Origin of the sequence: Lentzea xerophila (genome assembly GCF_051094245.1) — a bacterium.
GTDB lineage: Bacteria > Actinomycetota > Actinomycetes > Mycobacteriales > Pseudonocardiaceae > Lentzea > Lentzea xerophila.
The window spans coordinates 17,757-35,872 of sequence record NZ_CP194934.1; the positions used below are offsets into that span (position 1 = coordinate 17,757).

Below are 18,116 nucleotides of genomic sequence, written 5' to 3' on the forward strand. Positions count from 1 at the left end.
GGTCAGTAGCCGCTGGCCGGGCCGAGCGACTTGTCGCTGGACAGCAGGAACTCCGGGCTGGCCCACTGGAACGAGATACCGCGTCGTTCGGTGGTCTTGTCACCGTTCTTCTTGGTGTACTCGACGTCGACTTCCCAGTAGAAGCTTTGCTTTTCGTCGGCCTTGAGAACCTTGGCTTCCTTGACTTCGGACCAGAAGCTCTGGAATCCGCTGAGGCCACCGGGATAGCTGCCCTTGAAGTTGGCGTTGCCGAAGTTCCAGGCCTCGTCCGGCGCGGTGGGCGCCGTGCTGAAGTACTCGGTGAGGAAGCCGCGCATGTCGGCAGGCGTCGGCTGGGTCGTCCACTGGCCGGCCTTGCCCGCGGACTTCTGCGGCGTCGACTGCTTGGTCTGGCCGCCGTCCGGGGTCTGCTGGGTCGAGGTGGTCGCGCCCGCGTTGTTGCCGGAGCCCCCGCCTTCACCGCTGTCCGAGAGCATGCTCGCGAACATGATGCCGACCACCGCCGCCGCCACGATGGCGAGCGCGGTGTAGACGGTCGACTTCTTGTTCTTGGCGGACGACAGCGGCGCCGGCCTCGGCTTCGGGCGCTGCGAGTACTGCGGCGCGGCGGCCGGGCGGTGGTTCGACGGCGGCTGGTGCTGCTGCGACGGAACGGCGCGCGGCGGCGTGTGCAGGTCGACGCGGGTGGCGTTCGGCGGGGGAGGCGGCGTGGGCGTCAGGGCCCGCGTGGCGGCCTGCTGCTGCGGCTGCTGCACGGGGGCACCGCGCCACGACGGCGGGTGGGTCGGGGCGACCACGGCGGGGGTGAAGGCCGGGGCGGCCTGGCCGTTCGCGACCGCGGCGAGTGCGTCGCGGGCCTCGGCCATCGTCGGGCGGTCTTCCGGCTCCGCGCGCAGCAGGCGCATCAGCAGCGCGGTCAGCGGACCCGCGTTGCGCGGCGGGTTGACCTTGCCGGAGGCGACCTTGTGCAGCAGCGCGATGGTGTTCTCGCTCAGGCCGAACGGGGGCTCGCCCTCGATCGCCGCGTAGAGCGTCGAGCCGAGGGAGAACACGTCGGACGGCGAGCCCGGGTCGTAGCCCTTGGCCACCTCGGGGGCGAGGTAGGCCGGGGTGCCCGCGAGCATGCCCGTCGCGGTGACCGTGACGTCACCGGTCGCGCGGGAGATGCCGAAGTCGGTGATCTTGACCGTGCCGTCGTCGCCGAGCAGCACGTTGCCGGGCTTGATGTCGCGGTGCACGATGCCCGCGTTGTGCGCGGCGGCGAGCGCCGAGGCCACCTGCATGCCGATGGACGCCACGTCGCGTGGCGGCAGCGTGCCGCGTTCGGAGAGCACCGCGGAGAGGCTCTTCGACGGCAGGTACTCCATCACGAGCCACGGCTGGCTGTCGTCCTCGGCCACGTCGTAGACGGCCACGGCGTGCGGGTGCTGCAGGCGCGCCGCGATGCGGCCCTCGCGCATCGCCCGTCTCTTCGCCTCGTCCGTGTCGGCTTCGGCGAGCCCGGGCTGCAGGAGAAGCTGCTTGACCGCGACGGTGCGGTGCAGACGTTCGTCGTGTGCCGTCCAGACGACGCCCATGGCGCCGCTGCCGATCCGCTGGCTCAATCGGTAGCGACCAGCGACCAATCGGCCATCGTCGGTCACAGTTGCTCCCCGCTGTGCGGTCAATTGCTCTCTGTTCAACGGCTGATCACACCATCGGGTTCAGATCACCCAACGGTGCGGGTACCCACCTTACGAGATTTCTACGGCGTAACTGCGCTTAGCCCTACGGACCTGACACAGGGATCGAGCTCGGCGGAACCGAGCTCGACGGTGTTACCGCCGAGGTCGTCGTACGGACACTGCTAGTGGTGCTCGGCGTGCTCGGTGGTGGGGTGGTTGTAGTCGTCCTAGGTGCAGACGTCGTTTGCTGCGTTGTGGTTGCCTCGACCGTGGTGGTGGTCACCTCGGAGCTCGGCGCCTCGGTGGTCGTCGGAGCCACGGTCTGCGAGGACGACGACGGCGGAGCCAAGGGCGTCTGCTGCTCCTTGTCGAAGACGCCCAGCGCGACCATCAGACCACCGATGACCAGCAACAACGCCAGCACCACCGCCGCGACCACCAGCGGCCGGTTGTCCTGCTGCCGGTTGACGGGCGCCATCGGCGGGGCGGTCCGCGGTGGCGAGGTCCTCGCCACCGGACGGACCACGCGGGTCCGGTCGGGCTCCACGATCGCCGTCGGGTCGGGTCCGACCGGCACCGGCAGACCGCTGAACGACGGCGACCTGCCGTGGGCCACGGCGTTGAGCAGCTCGCGGGCCTGGGGCATGGTCGGCCGGTCGTCCGGCTCGAAGTTCAGCAGGTACAGCAGCGTGTCGGCGAGCGGGTGGTCGACGGTCGGCGGGTTGATCCGCCCGGCCGCGACGGCGTGCAGAACACCGAGAGTGTTCTCGCTCACTCCGTAGGGCGGCTCGCCCTCCATCGCGGCGAACAGCGTCGAGCCGAGCGAGTAGACGTCGGAGGCCGGTGTCGGGTCCTGGCCGCGCGCGATCTCCGGCGCGAGGTAGGCGGGCGTGCCGGCGATCAGTCCGGTCTTGGTGACCGTGATGTCGTCGGAGGCGCGCGAGATGCCGAAGTCGGTGATCTTGACGACGCCGTTCTCGGCGATCAGCACGTTGCCGGGCTTCACGTCGCGGTGCACGATCCCGGCCGCGTGGGCCGCGGCGAGTGCCGCCGCGCACTGGGCGCCGATGCTCGCGACCTCGATCGGGTCCATCGGCCCGCCCTCGGCCAGCGCGTCGGCGAGGCTGTAGGACGGCAGGTACTCCATGACCAGGCACGGGACGCCGTCCTCCTCGACGACGTCGTACACGGCGATGGCGTTCGGGTGGTGCAGCTTGGCGGCGATGCGGCCCTCGCGCATGGCGCGCTGGATGGCCTCGTCCTGCTCGGCCTCGTCGAGGCCGGGCGCCAGCAGCAACTGCTTGATCGCCACCTCACGGCCGAGGCGTTCGTCGTGGGCGCGCCAGACGATGCCCATCGCGCCGGAGCCGATGCGGTCGAGGAAGCGGTAGCGGTCGGCGATCAGGCGGCCGTCCGAGGTGTCGGACGTTGTCACGCGACCACCCCGGCGGTGCTGAACAGCGGAACTGCAGCTTTGGCGGCAGGTCCCACGCTCGTGCTCCTCGTGCGGTAGTCAGCGGTCGTCCGGAATGCCCGCACAGGGTACCTGTCGGGGGCCGTCGCCGAGCTACCTGTCGTACATCAGTTCGCCGGGGCGAAGAAGTCGAAGCCGCCGACGACGTCACCCACGGTGTTGAGCACCGGGTCGAGGAGGCCGAGGTCGACGCTCACGTCGACCGGGTTGGACGGGGTGGGCAGCGGCGTCTGCGAGCTGGGCGGGGTGCTGCTGCTCGGCGGGGTGCCGGCGGACGAGGACGGCGGCGGGGACGTCTCGGTCGACGGCGGCGTGCTCGGCTGGCTGGTCTCCGTGGACGTCGACGGCGTGCTGGCGACGGGCGGCGCCTCGGAGGTGGGCTGCTGCGTCGGCTGCTGGGTCTGCGTCTGCGGCTGCTGCGCCGGGCGCTGCTGCTGGGTCTGGACGTACGGGGCGACGCGGGTGGTCGGGCCCGTCGTCGGGTCGGCCTGCGTGGTCTCGGTGGTCTCGGCCTGCTGCGTCTTGTTCGACGGCAGCTTCACGACGCCCTCGGTGCCCGCGCTCGCGCCACGGGCCTGGGCGCGCTCGTCGAACCGCACCTCGGCGAGCGGGCGCTCGTCCGGCGAGGACAGCCACGAGGAGGCGGCGAACGCCACCGAACCGCAGAGGATCACGCCACCGCTGGCCGCGGCGGCCAGCTTGCCGACGGTGAACCCGCCGTTCTGCGTGTCGTCGGCCCGGCCCTCACGGCGCAGCAGCTCGGTGATGTGCAGCTCCTTCATGGGCTGCTTCTTCGGCTTGCTGCCCGGAGCCTTGACCGGCTTGAACTTGATCGTCGGCTCGAACGCCTCGGGGGTGATGTCGTCGGTGATCACCGGGATCTCCACGGTTTCCGCCTCGCGGCGGGCGATCAGCTCGGCGACGGACAGCTGGCCGGTCGACTCCGCCGAACCGTTCAGCCGCCTACGATGGTCTTCAATCGACACCGTTCGTTCACCCTTCCAAGTTCGCGTTTGCGCACTGGCGGGAACATGGATACCGAATCGTGACCCGAGATGTAACCCCTATGGGGGAATTTTCACGTCCGAACACGGTTTTCGCGACGAACGGTCACCGTTCGACTGCGAACGGCGCTCTCAGTTGGGCGCGACCTAACTCCGTTGCGCCGAAAGGACCTCGGTACCGACGATCCGCGGCGTGGTCGTGTCGGTGAGCCAGAAGAGTTGTTCGATGCGCAGCCAGCTGCCGTCGAGCTCCTGCATCGAGACCACCGCGAGCACCGACCCGTCCGGCCGGACCGACGTCTGGTCGACGTTGACCGTCTTGATCTTCCCCCAGGACTCGGTGAACTCCGTGAGGTTCGTGCCGACCAGGTCCGGCGACAGCAGCTTGGCCGCCGCGTTCGGCTTGGTCGTGAGCAGCTCGTAGAACCGCTTCACCACGTCGACCTGCGGCTGAGGGCCTACCGAGACCTCGGGCGTGGACGGTTCGGCCGTCTCCAGCAGCAGCGCGGACGGCTGCGGCATCGGCATCGGTGTGGTGCCCGCGGTGGTCTGCGCCGGCGGCCGTTCGTTCGGCAGCTGGGCGGACAGGACGTCGGGACGCAGCGCGCTCGCGCCGGACAGCGCGACCGGGCGTTCGGAGACGGGGACACCGGTGTTCGCCGGGCGCTTGCCCACGAGGACCGCCGCGCCCGTGATGGCCGAGACGAGCACGATCGCGCCCGTCAGCAGGCCCGCGGCCCTGGCTGCGGGGCTGGTCTTCGCGCGCCGGCGGCGGCCGGGGACGACGGGGATCACCGCCGTCGTCGCGGTCATGTTCTCGGTCGGGCCGAGCAGCGAGGTGACGAGGGCGTCGGTGGCGGCGTCCTCGGTCGACAGGATGCGCACGGGGCCCGGCTGCTGCTTCATCAGCTCAGCCACGCTGATCGAGCCGGCGCGGGTGTGTCTCCGGCCGGTCGTCGCGGGACGCTGCACTGCTCTGGCCCTCCGTACTGTCCGTGTTCACCTGAAGACGTACCGTGGCCTCGCGTGGACACGCCAGCTTGTTGGTGGACTTCATCCGTCCGTGGCGTTCAGCGGTGCTCTGGGTTCGCTCGAAGGTGCTACCTACTACGTTCGGTAGCTCCAGCCGTGACCTTTAGCCACTTCAGCCGCCGAGCTTCAACCGTTCACCGTTGATCAGCGGCAGGTCGCCGGTCGTGAAGCTGAGCTCGCGCTTCTCCGTGCTGACCGAGCCGTCCTTCTTCGTCACCTGCAGCAGGCTGACCGTGAGGCCCTTGCCGGGGTCGACCACGATCTCCTTCACCTCGATCAGCGAGATGTCGGCGAGCCTGCCCTCGAGCAACGCGTCGGAGTTCGACCGCACGGTGTCCGTGGCCATGGCGAGCGCGGTGTCGGAGTTCGTGGTCATCTCGCGGTAGAAGGTCTCGGTCTGCTGGGCGATCTCGGCGCCGTCGACGACCGGGACCTGGGAGACCGGCACGGTCGTGATCACGGGCAGGGTGGTCCCGGAGGGCTGCGTGCTCGTCGCGGACGCCTGACCGCTCGCGCCCGGTGAGCTGGAGCCCATCCGCGGCGTGGGGGTGATCTTGTCGATGTCCGCGGCGAACTGCCTGGTGCCGGTGGGGGCCGGGGCTGTCGCGCTAGTGGACAGCTGGGAGATCAGCGGCACGTCCGACGGGTAGCCGGGCAGGCCGATCTTCTCGACCGTGCCGCCACCGCCGACGAGCTTGGCCGCGGCGAAGCTCAGGCCGACCAGCACGAGCACCGAGGAGACGACGGCGAACCAGGCCGCGCGCCGCCAGGTGCCCGGTGGCGTGACCGAGGCGGGCACCAGGCCGATGTTGAACTTGCGCAGCCCGTCGGTGTCCTGCAGCGGGTCTGGCTGGTGGCGGCGGGGCAGCGGGATGCGATCACCCCCGACGACGGGCCGCGCGTGCGTTTCGTACGGCCCATCGTCGACACGATGTTTGCCCAGCAGTTCGTCCATCCCGACACCCCTCTGCGACGCCACCAGGGTAGGGCCGTCTGGAGGTACCTAAACAACCCGATGGGGGTGTTCAGAACGAGTGACACTCGATCGTGTGAAGCATGCGCGGGCACCGTCCCCTCACCGCGTCAGCAGGGTGCTTGACGCAGGTGAGGGCGCGGATCGGCACCGCGGTTCACCCGTCCGAGGTGGCGAACGCCTGGCTACCTCGGCGGGAGCTGGGCCTGACCGCTGTTCAACTGCTTGTGCGTCTTCTGCACCCCGTTGATCGCGGCCAGACCGCTGCCGCCCGCGATCAGCGCGCCGATCACGTCGGCGGCGAGCGTGTCACCGTTGGTGATCAGCAGGCCGATCGCCGCGCCCGCGGTCGTGATGATCGCGGTCTTCCAGCGGGTGCGGACGAACTGCGAGACAGGTGCTCCGGCGAGGCCCTTCTTGTTCGCGGCCGAACCGAGCAAGCCCAGGTATGCGTCGTGCGCCAAGGCGGCGAGCAGGCCGGCGATGGCGATCAGTGCGGCGATGAGGCCCATGCCTCCAGTGTGCCTCCAGATATTTTCGGTGGACCATCCGTGATCGCCCTGATATCCGATTCGGGTGGACATGTTCTGGCACGACGACTGCCTCGAGCACGATGCCGGTGAGGGCCTGTGGGAGCTGCCGGGTTCCTGGCCGTGGCTCGACGTCGCCGAACCGCACCCGGAGAACGCGGCGCGGTTGCGGACGTTCCGGCACGCGCTGACGCACGGCCCGGTGGCGTCGCACTTGAAGTGGCACGAGGGACGGCACGCGACCGTTGACGAGCTTCTGCGCGTGCATACGGCGGGGTACTTGGACTCGTTGCGCGTGTCAGAGCGTGTGGCACTCGAAGTGAACACGGTCGTCGGGCCGGAGACGTGGCGTGCGGTGTGCGCGGCGGCGGGGACTTCGTTGGCGGCGCTGGAATCCGGTGCACCGCTGGCGTACGCGCTCGTGCGGCCGCCCGGCCACCACGCACAGCCGGACCTGGCGGACGGCTACTGCTTCGTGAACAACGCGGCGCTGGTGGCGGAAACCGCGCGGCGGCAAGGGATGCGGGTCGCCGTGCTGGACTGGGACGTGCACCACGGCAACGGCACGCAGGAGGTGTTCTACGACCGGCAGGACGTGCTGACGATCTCGGTGCACATGCGGCACGGCTCGTGGGGGACGAACCATCCGCAGACGGGCGCGCCCTCGGAGGTGGGCGTCAACGGCAGGAACGTGAACATCGAGCTGTCACTCGGTGCGGGCGATACGGCGTACTTGCGCGCGCTCGACGAAATCGCTTTCCCGCTGCTGCGCGACTTCGAGCCGGACCTGCTGGTGTGCGCGTCCGGGTTCGACGGGTCGGCGTTCGACCCCAACGGGCGCCACAACCTCACCGCTCACGGGTACCGCGAGATCGGCAGGCGGGTGGCGTCGTTCGGCCCGCGTGCCGTGCTCACCCAGGAGGGTGGCTACCTGCGCGGGTACTCCGCGCTGTGCCTGCACGCGCTCGTGGAGGGCCTGCTGCGGCTGCCGGAGCCGTTGCTCGAGGACCCGCTGGCCTACGTGCCGGACGACACCCAGCTCGTGGATGCGGACCTCGAGCGCGTTCGCGCGGCCCTGCGGCCTTTTTGGCCCGGCGTGCTGTGACGCCGGGCCGGTCGGGCCGGACTACCTGCCGAGCGGGCCGCGGCCCATCTTCAGCAGGATCATCGCGAGGTCCTTGCCTTCGGGACCGAGCGGCCGGTAGCGGTTGAGGACGTCGATCTCGCGGTTGTGCACGATCTTCGTGCCGCCGGCCGCCATCCGTGCGGCGCCGATGACCTTGGAGACCTCGACGCGGCGTTGCACGAGGCGCAGTATCTCGGCGTCCAGGTGGTCGATCTCCTGGCGCAGCTCGTCGATGTCCGGTTCGGTGGTGGTGTCCATCAGTGGTGACCTCTCGACTCTTCGAGTCCTGGTCCGGAAGCAGCGAAGCCCCGGGGTCCGAGGACTCCGGGGCTTCGTGGTGGTTTGCAGCGCTAGGCGACCACGGGAGCCGGAGTCCGGATCCCGTAGAAAAACTCGAAGAACGTCGCGCGCACGGATCCAGTGTTGCACAGAACGTCCCGCAGCCGCCAAACCCTGGCAACGGGATGGCCCACCAGGTGGGACACGCCATCGAACGGACGGCTCGTCGAACACATGGTCGGGCGGTACGGGAATCGTCGGTGCCGCCCGGTACCGTGGATGGACGATGAGCGCCTTGTTCGACTTGCCCTCAAGTCCCCCCGTTTCCCGCGCGGGCCACCTGCTCGACGACCTGAACCCCGCGCAGCGCCGTGCCGTCGAGCACGCCGGCACACCCCTGCTCGTGGTGGCGGGCGCCGGCTCGGGCAAGACGCGCGTCCTCACCAGGCGGATCGCGTACCTGCTCGCGGAACGTGACGTGCATCCCGGCCAGATCATGGCCATCACGTTCACGAACAAGGCAGCCGCCGAGATGAAGGAGCGCGTCGCCGACATGGTGGGCGCCCGCGCCCGCTCGATGTGGGTGTCGACGTTCCACTCGATGTGCGTCCGCGTCATGCGCCGTGACGCGAAGACCCTCGGCATGTCGTCGAACTTCTCGATCTACGACAGCGACGACACGCGCCGCCTCATCACGCTCGTCGCGCGCGATCTCGACCTCGACCCGAAGAAGTACGCGGCCCGCACCCTCGCCGTGCACATCTCGAACCTCAAGAACGAGCTCATCGACCCCGAGACCGCCGCCGCCCAGGCCACGAACGACCTGGAGCGCCGCGTCGCCGAGGTCTACACCGTCTACCAGCGGCGACTGGGCGAGTCGAACTCGCTCGACTTCGACGACCTGATCATGAAGACCGTCGAGCTCCTCCAGACGTTCCCGGACGTGGCGGAGCACTACCGCCGCCGCTTCCGCCACGTCCTGGTCGACGAGTACCAGGACACGAACCACGCGCAGTACACCCTGGTGCGCGAACTCGTCGGCAAGGCGGGCGGCGAGCTCCCGCCGGCGGAGCTCTGCGTGGTGGGCGACGCGGACCAGTCGATCTACGCCTTCCGCGGCGCCACGATCCGCAACATCGTGGAGTTCGAGCGCGACTACCCGGACGCCACCACGATCCTGCTGGAGCAGAACTACCGCTCCACCCAGAACATCCTGACCGCGGCCAACGCGGTGATCTCCCGCAACCCCAACCGCCGCGACAAGACTTTGTGGTCCGACCTCGGCGAGGGCGAGAAGATCGTCGGCTACGTGGCCGACAACGAGCACGACGAGGCCGCCTTCGTCGCGAACGAGATCGACCGCCTGGTCGACGGCGGCGAGGTCAACAACTCCGAGATCGCCGTCTTCTACCGCACCAACAACCAGTCGCGCGTCTTCGAGGAGATCTTCATCCGCCTCGGCCTCCCGTACCGGGTGGTCGGCGGCGTCCGCTTCTACGAGCGCCGGGAGGTCCGCGACGCCCTCGCCTACCTGCGCACGCTGGCGAACCCGGAGGACACGGTCTCGCTGCGCCGGATCCTCAACGTCCCGAAACGAGGCATCGGCGACCGGGCGGAAGCCTGCGTCTCCGCCCACGCGGAACGCGAGCGGATCAGCTTCGCCGCAGCGCTGCGCGAAGCCGTGGACGACCGCGTCCCGATGCTGAACCCGCGCTCCCGCAACGCGATCGCGGGCTTCGTCGAGATGATGGACCAGCTCGGCGAGATGGTCGCGCGCGAGGACGACGTGGCCGACATCCTCGAAGCGGTCCTGGAGAAGACCGGCTACCGGACGGAACTGGAAGCCAGCGAGGACCCCCAGGACCACACGAGGATCGAGAACCTCAACGAGCTCGTCACCGTCGCCCGCGAGTTCACCGAACTGGAGCTCCCCGAGGGCGCCGAGCCGATCCCGTCCCTCCCGGCCTTCCTGGAGCGCGTCTCCCTGGTCGCGGACGCCGACTCGATCCCCGACGCGGAATCCGACGGCGTGGTCACCCTCATGACCATCCACACGGCCAAGGGCCTCGAGTACCCGGTCGTCTTCAGCACGGGCTGGGAGGACGGCGTCTTCCCCCACATGCGAGCCCTGGGCGACCCGGCCGAACTGGCGGAGGAACGCCGCCTCGCCTACGTGGGCATCACCAGGGCCCAGCGCCGCCTCTACCTCTCCAGGGCCCTGGTGAGGTCAGCCTGGGGCCAGCCGTCGGCGAACCCGGCCTCCCGCTTCCTGGGCGAGATCCCCCAGGACCTCCTCGACTGGCGCCGGGTGGAACCGTCCCGCTCGGGCCCGGCCGCCGCCACGACGTGGGGCCGTTCAGCCTCAGGCGGCATCGCCTCCCGCGGCCTCTCCCGCCCAGCCCCCGGCAAGGCGGGCTGGAAGGACGCCCCCGCCATGAAGCTGGAGGTGGGCGACCGCGTGACCCACGACAAGTACGGCCTGGGCCGCGTGGTGGCCGTGGACGGCGCGGGCCTGCGGGCCACCGCCACGATCGACTTCGGCGGGTCCGGCACGGTCCGCCTGATGCTGATCGGCAGCGTTCCCATGACCAAGCTCTGACCCCGTCCGCGTGCGGCGGCCCGTGAAGGCGATGCCTTCCCGGGTTGCCTGGGTGTCACGCGGCTGCGGTGGCGTGGCCAGGCGGCGGTCTCGTCGTAGCGCGGCGCTGTGGCCGAGGGCCGACTTACGGAACCGGCCCGATCCGTCCCGGCAACCCGTCCTGACCAGCGCTTTTGCTCTGTCCGCACCTCTCGGCAAAAAAGTCGGAAGAAAGTGCGAAAACCTGCGCAACGGTGAGCCACCAAGTGCGTCTATCTGGGTGTCGCAAGCAGCACAGCCAACGGAACGTTCGGGGCGGTCCAAGGCGATGTCGAGCAGCCTGCAGACGAAGGGGAGCGAAGGGACGGCGGGGGCCTAACTTCGCGGCGAAGTGCGGCCGGACCGAACGGGAGAGCGGTCCGGCCGCACTGTCTGCTTCAAGCCGTTGGTGCAGCTCAGCCCACCAGCGGCCGAAAATTGTCAGACCCTCGGAGCATCATCAACCGCATGAGGCCACAACCCCGGCGGGAGAGCTCCACATGGACCACGTACTGGCGTACGCCCTGCACGAACGTGTGTTCGCAATCCTCAACCAACTGGAATCCCCGGAGACCACGAAGCTGGTCGAGGCCTGGCGCACCCTGCTCCAGCACCACGAGCCGACCGAGAGCGGGGCCTGCAAGGCGTGCGGCCCACGGTGGCGCAAACACATGTGCTCGGTGTGGCGCGTAGCCGCGATGTACTTCGTCCGCCGACCGCCGGTCTGATCCGGCGAGCACGGGGCAGCCGAGCGCGACGTGCCAGCCGCGCAACCGAGAGTGCGGGCAACCGAGAGGCTGCGCAGCCAAGGGCGCGGGTGAACCGAGAGCGTGGGCGGCCATGAGCGTGGGCACCACGAGCGTGGCGGCCGACAGTGGCGCAGTCAGGAGCAGGGCAGCCGAGCACGGGGCAGCCGAGCACGACGTGCCAGCCGCGCCTGAGCCCGCCTCGACTCCCGCTCGAACTTCCTCAACCCAGCGCGGAATACCCAGAACACGAGCGCAGTTTGAGCCGTATGAGGGCCGTGAGGCTCCTGAACCGTCCGGCCCCACACCTGGAGGTGGGTCAGCACCCCTCAAGCCGCGAGAAAGCTACTGAGCCGTAGTTCACGAAACGACGAACCCGAACCAACAACCGCAACCACTGCCCAAGGCACCCAGAAGCACCGGAGACAGCGAACCGGGGTCAGATCAGACGGTCACGCCGCGCGCGTTGAGCCACTGCACCGGGTTGATCTTCTGACCGCCCGGGTTCCACACCTCGAAGTGCAGGTGCGGACCGGTGGAGAAGCCGCGGTTGCCCATGCGGGCGATCTGCTGGCCCGCCTTGACCGTCTGGCCTTCGCGGACGCTGTAGGTGTCGACGTGGCCGTAGACGGTGATGGTGCCGTCGGCGTGCTCGACGCGGACCCAGAGGCCGAAGCCGGAGGCGGGACCGGCCTCGATCACGACGCCGTCGGCGGCGGAGAGGATCGGGGTGCCGATGGGGCCCGCGATGTCGATGCCGAGGTGCATGGTGCCCCAGCGGCCGCCGTAGGCGGAGGTGAACTCGCCGGCGGCGGGGCGGAAGAACTTCGGGCGCTTCTTCTCGGCCTCGACGGCCTCGCGCTGCGTGGTGAGCTGCTGGCTGCGCAGGAGCTTGGCGGCCTCGGCGGAGCCCTCTGACGTGGTCTTGGAGACCGCGAGGATCTGCGGGGCGGAGGCGGTGTCGCCGCCCACGCCGTCGAAGGTGGCGGCGCCGTCGGCGTGGTTCGCGAGCTGGATGTCGGTGCCGTCACCTGCGGCGGCCTGGCCGATCTGGCCGGCGCCTGCTGCGGCGAAGGCGCCTACCGCGACGGCGGCGACGACGATGCGTCCGCGCAGTGCCGACGGTGGCGGGGGGAGCCGGTGGGAGCTGACAGTGCGCGTCGAGGCGCGGTCGACTGCCTCTTCAAGCGCAGCACTGCGTTCATAGCCGCCGGGGGAGCGGTGGTGACTCAAAGCTTGCCCTTCCGCCTTCGGGGAGCCTGATCGGTGGACTGCCGGGCGGGGGATTCCCGGTGAGTCAGGATTCGGGGTTCTGACTCGGTGTCCTTCTGTGATCAGACCGTGACAACGGACCGGGGGACAGTAACGGCGGGAAGGCTCGGAGGGCAAACCCCAGTTCGTTATGTCGTCCGAATGGGCGGCAACCAGCAGCTTTCAACTGTCAACTGTGACGATCGGTCATATCGGGCGGCTGACACGCCTCGCCGCCAGCGGCGATGGGGTGAGCTGACGAGTCATCCGATCGGGTGATGGCCGTCACAACTACGTGAAGGGTCCTCGTGTCAACCGGCAAAGAAAGGTGACCTGAATCACGTATCTGATGCTCCTCGACGACTAATGAGGAGTGCTCCAGGCGGGCGTTGCGCTGGGGCACGATGACCTGGTCCATCTCCGACCAGACGACGACGAAGCGCGTGCGGCAGGGCCGGCACGGCTCGGCGAGCTCCTCCAGCAACTCGGACCCCGGCCGGAGCTGCCGGGTCAACGGAGTCGGCAGCAGATACGCGGCGAGCGTGCCGCTGTGTGGCGTGCCGAGTGTCACGAGTGTGCGAACGCGTGAGTCACCGTGCAGCCGCTGTACGTAGTACCTGGCGATGAGCCCGCCGAGCGAATGGCCGACGACATGGACCCGATCCGACCCGGTCTGCTCGCAGATCCGCTCGATGTGGGCGCCGAGCAGGGCGGCGGAGCGGCGGACGTCCCCCGTCAACGCCGTCAGCACGCTGTAGTTGATGGCGTGAACCACCCCGAAGCCCCGCCTTCGCAGCGCCCCCGACAGCACCGCGAAGGCGGAGCGGTTGTCCCCGATTCCGTGCACCAACACGATCGGGGTGCCCGCCGCGTCCATCGCCGAAACCATCAGTCCGCGCTGCAGCGGGGACAGGCCGTCGGTGCGGTAGTGCCGGTACTGGCCGTCCGGCCGCAGCTGCTCGGCGATCGCGCCCCACGGGTAGAGCACGGCGTGGGCCGTCAACCAGGCGGTTTCCATCGCGGCCCCGCGTATCCCGCCGGGCGTCGCCAGCGCGCGCAGGGCCACCTTCACCTCTTCCGCGACGTCCCGCGCGGTGTGCACGCCCCAGCCGGCGCGGTCGAGGACGGCGTCGGTCAGACGCGTCATCCACGACCGGCCGTTGTCGCCCATGTCAGTGACGGTAAGTGATGAAGTCACCGGCTAGGAGTACCCAGCGGAGCTTTTCCACATGCGAACGAAATTCGTCTCAACAGGCAGCAGCACGGTGACGCGGAATCCACCACCGGCCTTGCTAGGTTCGCCCGCGATGACTCGCACCGAGCTCGAGAACCAGACCCCGGCGGCCGCCAGGCTGCGCACGTCGTGGGCGCTCGCCGCGGCAGGCTCCCTCCTCCTCGCGCTGGGCCCGCTGCTCGGCGTGGTCGACGGCGCCGAACCGGCCTTCACGTCGTGGCCGCTGCTCGCCCTGCTGGCGCTGTTGCCGCCGGTCGTCGCGGGTGTGCTGCTGATGCGCGGACGTCCGTTCGTGGCGGCGGGGCTGCTCGCGGTGGTCGGTGTGTTCGCCGTCGGACGCCTGCTGAGCGACCTGCAGATCGTGTTCGACGCGATGAACGTGGCGCGGCCGGAGCTGTTCCGGCCGGCCACCCTGGTCGCCGTCGCCCCGGCCACGGGCGTGTGGCTGCTGATCGCCGGGCACCTGCTGGTCATCGCGGGTGGCGCACTCGCGGCCGGGCGTGCCGGGATGCCCGCGGACGAGTCCGAGCCCCCGACCCTCGTGGCCCTCCCGGTGATCATCGCGGCGGTGGCGGCGATCGGGTTGCTGGGCAAGCCGTTCACCTCGGCGGACCCGTTCCAGCTCGACCGGGGACCGTGGGACCTGCCGGCGCTCGGCCTGATCGGCGGTCTGCTGGTCGCCGTCGCCGCACCGCTCGCCACCGCGCTCGCGGCCAGTTCGCCCGACCCGGACACCCGCGAGGGCGGAACGATCGGTGTCACGCTCGCCCTGCTGGCCATCGTGCTGCCACCGCTGGTGACGGGCACCGTCGCGGCCGGTCTCGGCATCAGCGTCGGCCCGCTGCTCGCGTTGATCGCCGCGCTGGTGCTGCCGGCGATGCCCCTGCTGGCCCGGTTGGTCCGGCTCGTGCGTGGCCGGCGCGATGAGACGGCCGACCCCGCGTTGCCGTCGATCCGGCGCATGCACGTGACCGCCGGTGTCCTCGCCGTCCTCTCCGCCGCCGCGATGATCGGCGGCGCGGTGCTGCCCCAGCTCGTCCTCTCGACCGGAGGCGCGGCACCCGGCCTGGCGTCCGCGAACCTGCTCTGGGTGGCCGGTCCCGCCTTCGGCGTGCTGGGCCTCCTGCTGCTGGTCCCGTCCACCGCCTCCGCGGTGCGCCCCGCGCTCTACTGCGCCTACTTCGCCATGCAGCTCGCCGTGGCGAGCGCGACCGACCCGGTGCTGGACGCGAGCCGGCTGGGCATCGCCGAGCCGGGCGCCGGCTTCTGGCTGATGGTCGCGGAGCTGCCGCTCGGCCTGCTGGCGCTGGTCTGCGCGAGTCTCGCCGGTGCCGTCGAACGCGAGAACGAGGACACCGGCGAGCGGGAGCAGGTGCCGGTGGCCGAACTGGGCGCCGTCCTGCTGGCGGGACTCTTCGCGGTCGGCGCCTTCGTGTTACCCACCCTGCGCGGCGGCGACTACCGGGGACCGACGGTCGTGCCGGACGGCGACCCGGCACTCTCGTGGTCCCTGCTGATCTCCCTCGTCGTCCTGGTCATCGGTCTCGTGGTCGCACTTCGGTCGAGGCCCGCTCGCGGCGCCGCCGTGCTCGTGGGCGCCGCGGTGCTGGTCGGTGTCCGTGCGCTCGAGCTGCCGCTGACGGGCGACCGGGTCGAGGGCGCGGTGGCCGCACCCGGCACCTGGCTGGCGCTGGCGTCGATCGCGGCCCTGCTGGTCGCGGCCGGCTTGACGGGTGCTCGCGCGACCCGCTGAAAGCGGTCCGGCAGCCGCGTTCACATGTACTGCGCGCGCACGCGTGATCGACCTCACCGCCGTTGAGACCGACCTCACCGGTGGTGGCGTGCGAGCGGTACCTGCAGCTCGATAGTGTCTGGGCCCAGCCGCGTCAAGTGGGTTCGCACGGCCCCTTGAGGACCACCCAGGCGCGGTGTTCCGACACCGACGTCGCAGGAGACCCGAGTGGACCTGTACGAGTACCAGGCGAAGGATCTCTTCGCCGCCCACGGCGTCCCGGTACTGCCGGGCGATGTGGCTACCAACCCCGCCGACGCCAAGGCCATCGCCGCGAAGTTCGGCCAGGCCGTCGTCGTCAAGGCCCAGGTCAAGACCGGCGGCCGCGGCAAGGCCGGTGGTGTGAAGCTCGCTTCCACCGCCGAGGAGACCGAGGAGAAGGCCAAGGCCATCCTCGGCCTCGACATCAAGGGGCACATCGTTCACCGCGTTCTGGTGACGCCCGCCTCCGACATCGCGGAGGAGTACTACTTCTCCTTCCTCCTCGACCGTGCCAACCGCACCTTCCTCGCCATGGCGAGCGTCGAGGGCGGCATGGACATCGAGGAGGTCGCGGCGACCAAGCCCGAGGCCCTCGCGAAGATCGCCATCGACGCCATCAAGGGTGTCGACGCGGCCAAGGCCAGGGAGATCGCCGACGCGGCGAACTTCCCGGCCGAGGTCAAGGACCAGGTCGTCGACGTCATCGTCAAGCTGTGGGAGACCTTCGTCGCGGAGGACGCCACGCTCGTCGAGGTCAACCCGCTGGTCCGCGACCCGCAGGACAAGATCGTCGCGCTCGACGGCAAGGTCACGCTCGACGAGAACGCCGACTTCCGCCACCCGGCCCACGCCGAGCTGGTCGACAAGCAGGCGGAGAACCCTCTCGAGGCGAAGGCCAAGGAGAAGGGCCTCAACTACGTCAAGCTCGACGGCGAGGTCGGCATCATCGGCAACGGCGCCGGTCTCGTGATGTCCACTCTGGACGTCGTGGCGTACGCCGGTGAGCAGTACGGCGTGAAGCCCGCGAACTTCCTCGACATCGGTGGCGGCGCGTCCGCCGAGGTCATGGCCAACGGCCTGGACGTCATCCTCGGCGACGAGGCCGTCCGTTCGGTCTTCGTCAACGTCTTCGGTGGCATCACCGCGTGCGACGCCGTCGCCAACGGCATCGTGAAGGCGCTGGAGATCCTCGGCGACTCGGCCACCAAGCCGCTCGTCGTCCGCCTGGACGGCAACAACGTGGAGGAGGGCCGCGCGATTCTCGCCCAGGCCAACCACCCGCTGGTGACCGTTGTCGACACGATGGACAACGCGGCCGCCAAGGCCGCCGAGCTCGCGGCTGCGGGGGTCTGAGTCAGATGGCTATCTTCCTCAACGAGAACAGCAAGGTCATCGTCCAGGGCATGACCGGTGCCGAGGGCACCAAGCACACCAAGCGCATGCTCGCGTCCGGCACGAACATCGTCGGTGGCGTGAACCCGCGCAAGGCGGGCGAGAAGGTCGACTTCGACGGCACCGTGCTCCCGGTCTTCGGCACCGTCAAGGAGGCCATGGAGGCCACCGGCGCGAACGTGACCGTGATCTTCGTCCCGCCGGCCTTCTCGAAGGCCGCCGTGGTCGAGGCGATCGACGCGGAGATCGAGCTGGCCGTCGTCATCACCGAGGGCATCCCGGTGCACGACACCGCCTACTTCTGGGCGCACGCCGTCGCGACGGGCAACAAGACCCGCATCATCGGCCCGAACTGCCCCGGCATCATCAGCCCCGGCAAGTCGAACGCCGGCATCATCCCCGCGAACATCGCGGGCAGCGGCAAGATCGGTCTGGTGTCGAAGTCCGGCACGCTGACCTACCAGATGATGCACGAGCTGCGGGACTTCGGTTTCTCCACCGCGATCGGCATCGGTGGCGACCCGATCATCGGCACCACGCACATCGACGCGCTCGAGGCCTTCGAGGCCGACGACGAGACCGTCGCGATCGTGATGATCGGTGAGATCGGTGGCGACGCCGAGGAGCGCGCGGCCGCGTACATCAAGGAGAACGTGACCAAGCCGGTCGTCGGCTACGTCGCGGGCTTCACCGCTCCCGAGGGCAAGACCATGGGCCACGCCGGCGCCATCGTCTCCGGCTCGGCGGGTACCGCGGCGGCGAAGAAGGAGGCCCTCGAGGCCGCCGGCGTCAAGGTCGGCAAGACGCCGTCCGAGACCGCCGACCTGATGCGCGAGATCATGCAGAACCTCTGAACAAGTGCTTTGAGCAACTTGAGGGCTGGATTCCGAGTACGTTCGGAGTCCGGCCCTCGCTCGTATGGCGGAACCGATCTGATCCGGTCATCGTCGTAGGGGCAGGAGCGGCTGACGAGCACTGCTAGCGTTTGAGAATCACTCGGTTGGAGGAGGAGACCTCGAC

The 18,116-nt window shown here is 69.7% G+C and carries 15 protein-coding genes; 6 read left to right on the forward strand and 9 right to left on the reverse strand.

Annotated elements, in window-relative coordinates; translation table 11 throughout:
• Nucleotides 1–2: 2 nt before the first annotated feature.
• The 6 genes from ACRSBM_RS00090 to ACRSBM_RS00115 all read right to left on the reverse strand — a co-directional run bounded on the left by ACRSBM_RS00090 (nt 3) and on the right by ACRSBM_RS00115 (nt 6,659).
• Nucleotides 3–1,643, reverse strand: a complete 1,641-nt coding sequence (locus tag ACRSBM_RS00090; RefSeq protein ID WP_434438412.1) for a serine/threonine-protein kinase — start codon at nt 1,641–1,643, stop codon at nt 3–5.
• A gap of 124 nt (nt 1,644–1,767) precedes the next feature.
• Entirely contained in the window at nt 1,768–3,099 is a 1,332-nt protein-coding gene (locus tag ACRSBM_RS00095; RefSeq protein WP_434438414.1) for a serine/threonine-protein kinase, read from the reverse strand.
• Nucleotides 3,100–3,245: 146 nt separating this feature from the next.
• On the reverse strand, nt 3,246–4,124 hold the full coding sequence (locus tag ACRSBM_RS00100) for a hypothetical protein (protein ID WP_434438416.1): 879 nt from the start codon (nt 4,122–4,124) through the stop codon (nt 3,246–3,248).
• Between the two features lie 165 nt (nt 4,125–4,289).
• A complete protein-coding gene (locus ACRSBM_RS00105; protein ID WP_434438418.1) occupies nt 4,290–5,114 on the reverse strand; it encodes a hypothetical protein in 825 nt (274 codons plus the stop codon).
• Nucleotides 5,115–5,286: 172 nt separating this feature from the next.
• The gene (locus ACRSBM_RS00110) at nt 5,287–6,129 is read right to left on the reverse strand and encodes a hypothetical protein (RefSeq protein WP_434438420.1); all 843 of its coding nucleotides are present in this window, start codon (nt 6,127–6,129) and stop codon (nt 5,287–5,289) included.
• 203 nt (nt 6,130–6,332) lie between these two features.
• Nucleotides 6,333–6,659, reverse strand: a complete 327-nt coding sequence (locus tag ACRSBM_RS00115) for a hypothetical protein (RefSeq protein ID WP_434438422.1) — start codon at nt 6,657–6,659, stop codon at nt 6,333–6,335.
• A gap of 70 nt (nt 6,660–6,729) precedes the next feature.
• On the opposite strand from ACRSBM_RS00115, the gene ACRSBM_RS00120 reads away from it, so the two are divergent.
• On the forward strand, nt 6,730–7,782 hold the full coding sequence (locus ACRSBM_RS00120; RefSeq protein ID WP_434452899.1) for a histone deacetylase: 1,053 nt from the start codon (nt 6,730–6,732) through the stop codon (nt 7,780–7,782).
• Nucleotides 7,783–7,803: 21 nt separating this feature from the next.
• On the opposite strand, the gene ACRSBM_RS00125 is transcribed toward ACRSBM_RS00120, so the two are convergent.
• The gene (locus tag ACRSBM_RS00125) at nt 7,804–8,061 is read right to left on the reverse strand and encodes a chorismate mutase (protein ID WP_434438424.1); all 258 of its coding nucleotides are present in this window, start codon (nt 8,059–8,061) and stop codon (nt 7,804–7,806) included.
• A 307-nt stretch (nt 8,062–8,368) separates the two neighbouring features.
• On the opposite strand from ACRSBM_RS00125, the gene pcrA reads away from it, so the two are divergent.
• A complete protein-coding gene (gene pcrA / locus ACRSBM_RS00130; RefSeq protein ID WP_434438426.1) occupies nt 8,369–10,681 on the forward strand; it encodes a DNA helicase PcrA in 2,313 nt (770 codons plus the stop codon).
• Nucleotides 10,682–11,199: 518 nt separating this feature from the next.
• Nucleotides 11,200–11,427 (forward strand): hypothetical protein, encoded by a 228-nt coding sequence (locus tag ACRSBM_RS00135; RefSeq protein ID WP_434438428.1) that lies wholly within the window; start codon nt 11,200–11,202, stop codon nt 11,425–11,427.
• Between the two features lie 462 nt (nt 11,428–11,889).
• Here the strand turns inward: ACRSBM_RS00135 and ACRSBM_RS00140 are convergent, their stop codons facing one another.
• Both ACRSBM_RS00140 and ACRSBM_RS00145 read right to left on the reverse strand, forming a co-directional pair.
• Nucleotides 11,890–12,678: a M23 family metallopeptidase gene (locus ACRSBM_RS00140; protein ID WP_434438430.1), complete on the reverse strand. Its 789-nt coding sequence runs from the start codon at nt 12,676–12,678 to the stop codon at nt 11,890–11,892.
• A 208-nt stretch (nt 12,679–12,886) separates the two neighbouring features.
• Nucleotides 12,887–13,867, reverse strand: coding sequence for an esterase/lipase family protein (locus ACRSBM_RS00145; protein ID WP_434438432.1), 981 nt, complete (start codon nt 13,865–13,867; stop codon nt 12,887–12,889).
• A gap of 136 nt (nt 13,868–14,003) precedes the next feature.
• On the opposite strand from ACRSBM_RS00145, the gene ACRSBM_RS00150 reads away from it, so the two are divergent.
• The 3 genes from ACRSBM_RS00150 to sucD all read left to right on the forward strand — a co-directional run bounded on the left by ACRSBM_RS00150 (nt 14,004) and on the right by sucD (nt 17,950).
• Complete coding sequence (locus tag ACRSBM_RS00150) at nt 14,004–15,683, forward strand: hypothetical protein (RefSeq protein ID WP_434438434.1); 1,680 nt, start codon at nt 14,004–14,006, stop codon at nt 15,681–15,683.
• A gap of 207 nt (nt 15,684–15,890) precedes the next feature.
• Nucleotides 15,891–17,057, forward strand: coding sequence for an ADP-forming succinate--CoA ligase subunit beta (gene sucC, locus ACRSBM_RS00155; RefSeq protein ID WP_434438435.1), 1,167 nt, complete (start codon nt 15,891–15,893; stop codon nt 17,055–17,057).
• A gap of 5 nt (nt 17,058–17,062) precedes the next feature.
• On the forward strand, nt 17,063–17,950 hold the full coding sequence (sucD, locus tag ACRSBM_RS00160) for a succinate--CoA ligase subunit alpha (RefSeq protein ID WP_434438437.1): 888 nt from the start codon (nt 17,063–17,065) through the stop codon (nt 17,948–17,950).
• Nucleotides 17,951–18,116: the final 166 nt, after the last annotated feature.